Raw genomic sequence first — 4,807 nt, 5'->3', positions numbered from 1 at the left:
GTGGGCCGTGGGCCGTGGGCCGTGGGCCGTGGGCCGTGGGCCGTGGGCCGTGGGCAGGGCGCGGCCCCCGGAGGGGGTCCGGGGGCCGGTGGGGTGTGCTGGTCAGTCGTTGGTGGTGGTGCTGGCCTCGGCCGGGGCGCCGGATCCGCCGCCGCGGCGACGCCGCCGTCGACGGGGCTTGGTGGCGGTCTCGCCCTCGGCGCCGGTGGTCGTCGCGGCGGCCTCGGTGCCGCCGTCGGTGGTGGTCACCGCGGTCGGCTCGCCGGCCACCGGCTCGCCGGCCCGGCGGCGACGACGCCGACGCGGGGTGCGGGCGCTCTCGTCGGTCTCGGACGTGTTCGGCGCGCTCTCGGCGGGTGCGCCGGCCTCGCCGTCGCGACCACGCCTGCGGTCCCGGCCCCGACCGTCACCGCCACGGCTGTCGCCGCGCCGGCCGTCGCGCCGCGACCGGCCGCCGCCCAGGTCCTCCTCGACTTCGGCGGACAGGCCGGCGCGGGTACGCTCCGCGGTCGGCAGCGTGCCGCTGATGTCGGCCGGGATGTCCAGGTCGGTGTAGAGGTGTGCCGAGGTGTGGTAGGTCTCCGGCGGTTCGGGCATGTCCAGCCCGAGCGTCTTGTCGATGATCCGCCAGCGGGGCACGTCGTCCCAGTCGACGAACGTCACCGCGACACCGGTCGCCCCGGCCCGGCCGGTGCGGCCGATCCGGTGGGTGTAGGTGTCCTGGTCCTCGGGGCAGTCGTAGTTGATGACGTGCGTGACGCCGGTGACGTCGATGCCCCGGGCCGCCACGTCGGTGGCGACCAGCGTGTCGATCTTGCCGGCACGGAACGCCCGTAGCGCCCGCTCGCGGGCACCCTGGCCCAGGTCACCGTGTACGGCCGCCACGGCGAAGCCGCGGAAGTCGAGATCCTCGGCGACCCGGTCGGCAGCCCGCTTGGTACGGGTGAAGATCATGGTCAGTCCGCGCCCCTCGGCCTGCAGGATGCGCGCCACGATCTCGACCTTGTTCATCGAGTGCGTGCGGTACGCGAGCTGCTGGGTCTGCGGCGACGGGCCGGTCTCGGCGGTGTGCCCGGCGTGGATGGTCACCGGTCGGCGCAGGAAGCGCCGGGACAGCGTGACGATCGGGTCCGGCATGGTGGCCGAGAAGAGCATGGTCTGCCGGTCCTCCGGCAGCATCGCGAGGATCTTCTCGACGTCGTCCAGGAAGCCCAGGTCGAGCATCCGGTCGGCCTCGTCGAGGACGAGCGCGCGGACGCGGTCGAGCCGCAGGTGCTTCTGCTTCTGCAGGTCCAGCAGGCGGCCAGGGGTGCCGACCAGGATCTCGACACCCTTGCGCAGCGCGTCGATCTGCGGCTCGTACGCCACGCCGCCGTAGATCGGCAGCACGCGGACGCCCCGGGTACGGCCGGCGGCGTCGAGGTCCTTCGCGACCTGGATGCCCAGCTCGCGGGTGGGTACGACGACCAGTGCCTGCGGCACGCCGTCGCTCCCCTCGGACGGGGCGAACACCCGCTCGAGCAGCGGGATGCCGAAGCCGAGGGTCTTGCCGGTGCCGGTCGGGGCCTGCCCGATCAGGTCGACGCCGCGCAGCGCGATCGGCAGCGCGTATTCCTGGATGGCGAAGGCGCGGGTGATGCCGGCGGCCGCGAGCGCCTCGACGGTCTCCTGTCGGGCGCCGAGAGCGGCGAACGTGGGTGCCTCCGGGGGGACCGGAGCGGTGGGGGCCAGTGGCTGGTCCGAAATCTGCTCACTCATGTGGATGTGGGGGTGCCCTCTCGTGGTGCGCCCCTCATGTCCTCAGGGCGCGGTCGGTTTGGCGCGGGCCACGCGGTCGGCGGCGGTGTTCGCCGAGCCGGACCGGGCCGCACACGCGCGCCGGGGACCGGTGCTGATCAGCAACGCTGACCGAATCGGTGCCCACGGCAACTGTCTCATCGTACCTGAACGGGCCCTGGGTCGTCCCGATTCCAAATGTCGTCCGACATTCGGGGGTGAAAGGTGTGACCTGAGTCACAATTCAACGCCGCCGGCCCTGCCTGGCGGCGTTGCGTCAGCCGACGGCGGCGCGGTGCCCGAGGGCGGTCCAGCAGCCGGCGAGCAGCCGGCTGGGCCCGCGGCCCGGGTCGCGGGTCGCCCGCCCGGGGCGGTTCGTCGGCTTGATCCGAGGCGCAGGCGTCGTGCGCCGGCCGGTCGAAGTGCGTGCCGCNCGGGTGCCCCCGCCACGGCGGCCGGCGCGACGTGGATCAGCGGACGGTGAACCCGACCGCGCGGGGCGAGGCCTCCGCGATCTCGACGTAGGCGACCTTGCCGACCGGCACGATGACCCGTCGACCCTTCTCGTCGGTCAGGGAGAGCGTGCCCTCACTCCTGGCGAAGGCGTCGGTCACGATCTGCTCGATCTCGGCCGGCGTCTGCGCGCTCTCCAGGACCAGCTCCCGCGGCGNCACCGTGGGAAGGCTATCCGATCCGGTGGCGCGATGTTCAGGCCGACTCACCTTGCAGCGGGAAGCTGGCGATGCCACGCCAGGACAGGGCCGCGACGAGCGCCTCGGCCTCCGGCTTGGGCACCTGCCGGCCACCGGCCAGCCAGAACTGGGCGGCCGTCTCCGCCGCGCCGACCAGGCCGGACGCGAGCAGTTCGGCGTGCGCCCGGCTCACCCCGGTGTCCGAGATGATGGTGTCGGTGATCGCCGCGATGCAGCCCTGCTCGACCCGTTCCACCCGCTGCCGTACGGCCGGGTCGTTGCGCAGGTCTGACTCGAAGACCAGCCGGAACGCCTCGCTCTCGTGGTCGACGAAGTCGAAGTACGCCCGCACGGCGGCGTCGATGCGCTCCTTGTTGTCGTTGGTGCCGCGCATCGCGTCGTGCACCTTGGCGACGATGGCGTCGCAGTGCGTGTCCAGCAGGGCCAGGTACAGCTCCATCTTCCCGGGGAAGTGCTGGTAGAGGACCGGCTTCGACACCCCCGCCCGCTCGGCGATGTCGTCCATCGCGGCGGCGTGGTAGCCCTGTGCGACGAACACCTCCTGGGCAGCGGCGAGCAGTTGCTTGCGTCGCGCCGAGCGGGGCAGGCGGGTGGGCCGGCCAGCGGTCTGTGCACCGTTCCCCACTGCGGTCATGGGAACCTCCGAGTATCTGCGTACGAGCCGGCACGTATCGCCCGAACCGGTGCGGGTTCGTGAACCCGTCGCGGAATTGGCCCGCCGCTGTAACTTATCGCCACTGTCACCACACGGTAGCCTCAGCGGGGGCGACCAAGGAGCGCGCGGTGAGTGAAACAGAGCAACCCGGAGCCCCCACCCCGGGAGAGCACGGCGACGGAACGGGCCGGCAGNCGGCACCCCCGTGCCCGGTGGTTGGCCCTACAGCGACCTGGGCGGCGGCTGGGCTGCCTCCTCGCCCCGGCACGGCGATCTGCCGGCCCCGCTGCCCGGCCGACCGGTCGAGGAGGCACCGGGCCGCACCAACGGCCGCCACGTCGACGGCGTGCGTCACGCCGGGGAGGAGTCACCCGTGACCCGCCAGTCGCCGGTGAGTGCACCGCCCATGGACGAGCCACCGCGGGATACCGACGGTGACCGGTTGGCGATGCCGGCCCAGCGTCCCGCGCCCCCGACCGAGCAGCAGCCGATCGCAGCCGACACCACCGGCTCGCGGCGCGCCTCGGACGACACCTCCGCCGGGCAGCTCCCCCGGTGGGTCGAGGGCGGCCCGACCTCCGCGCCTCCGGCGCTCCAGGTGCCGCCGGTCGGCGCCGCCGCCTCGGGCTTCGAGGTGCCGCCGGGCTTCCACGCCCCGACCGTCGAGCCCGCCCCGTCACTCGCCCGTGGCTGGGCCGACCGGACGCCGGACGAGTCGTCGGCGGACGCTTCCGGCCGGTCCGAGCAGCCCTCGGCGTACCACGCGGCCGACCTGCGCCCCGACGAGGGACAACAGGCCGCCACCGACCTCCGGCCGGCGACCGATCCCCGGCCAACCGCCGATCCTCGGGCATCCGCCGACCTTCGCGCGGCCGTCGACTCCCACGCGCCCGGTGACGCAGCGGCCTCCGTCGGCCCCCGGCCGGCTCCCGAACCCTGGCCGGCTCCCGAACTCCGTGCCGCTGCCGGCCCCCGCCCGGGCACCGAACTCGACGCGGCCGCCGACCGCCGAACGGGCACCGACCTCCACCCGGCGGCCGACCCCCGTTCGGCCGCCGACCCCCGTTCGACCACCGATCCCCGTTCGGCCGCCGATCGCCGAACGGGCACCGAGATCCGCGCGGCCGCCGAACCTTGGCCGGCCGTAGACCCCCGATCGGCCGCCGACCCACACATGGCCGCCGAGCCCTGGGCGACCGTAGATTCCCGCGCGGCCACGGATCCCCGGGCGGTCACCGAGCACCGAGTGCCCACGGAGCATCGGACGGCCACGGATCCGCGAGCGGCGGCCGAGCACCGGACGGCCACGGATCCCCGGGCGGCCATCGAGCACCGAGTGCCCACCGAGCACCGGACGGCCACGGATCACCGAGCGGCGGCCGAGCACCGGAGCGCCGACCATCCCGGCCCGGATCCGGCGGGTGAGCCGGAGTGGGCCGGGCCGTCCTGGAACCGTCCGAGCTGGGGCGGTGGTTGGGCCCCGCCGTGGGCGCGCACGGACGAGCCGGTCGGGCGTCGGGCGGCCCGCGACGACGAACCCGTCGGGCCGTGGGCCCACGAGGACGAGCCGGCCCGTCGCCGCGCCGTCCACGAGGACCGCGCGGCCGAGTGGGCGCCCGAGCCGGTGCGGCCGTACGAGCCGGCCCGGGTCGAGCCGCCGGCC

3 protein-coding genes and 1 pseudogene are annotated in these 4,807 nt (G+C 74.8%); 1 reads left to right on the top strand and 3 read right to left on the bottom strand.

Going from position 1 to position 4,807, the window contains the following annotated elements:
* Positions 1–102: 102 nt before the first annotated feature.
* From B1205_RS09880 to B1205_RS09870, 3 genes are all read right to left on the bottom strand, one after another.
* Positions 103–1,758: a DEAD/DEAH box helicase gene (locus B1205_RS09880; protein ID WP_089155301.1), complete on the bottom strand. Its 1,656-nt coding sequence runs from the start codon at positions 1,756–1,758 to the stop codon at positions 103–105.
* A gap of 488 nt (positions 1,759–2,246) precedes the next feature.
* A complete protein-coding gene (locus B1205_RS09875) occupies positions 2,247–2,450 on the bottom strand; it encodes a DUF3107 domain-containing protein (RefSeq protein ID WP_089155300.1) in 204 nt (67 codons plus the stop codon).
* A 34-nt stretch (positions 2,451–2,484) separates the two neighbouring features.
* Positions 2,485–3,123 (bottom strand): TetR/AcrR family transcriptional regulator, encoded by a 639-nt coding sequence (locus B1205_RS09870; protein WP_089155299.1) that lies wholly within the window; start codon positions 3,121–3,123, stop codon positions 2,485–2,487.
* Between the two features lie 1,357 nt (positions 3,124–4,480).
* Here B1205_RS09870 and B1205_RS31165 point away from each other — a divergent pair.
* Positions 4,481–4,807 (top strand): annotated as a pseudogene (locus B1205_RS31165) (hypothetical protein); the annotation flags it as partial.

The sequence above is a fragment of the Micromonospora sp. NBS 11-29 genome, assembly GCF_002140155.1.
GTDB lineage: Bacteria > Actinomycetota > Actinomycetes > Mycobacteriales > Micromonosporaceae > Micromonospora.
This window is presented reverse-complemented; position numbering and strand designations above follow the sequence as displayed.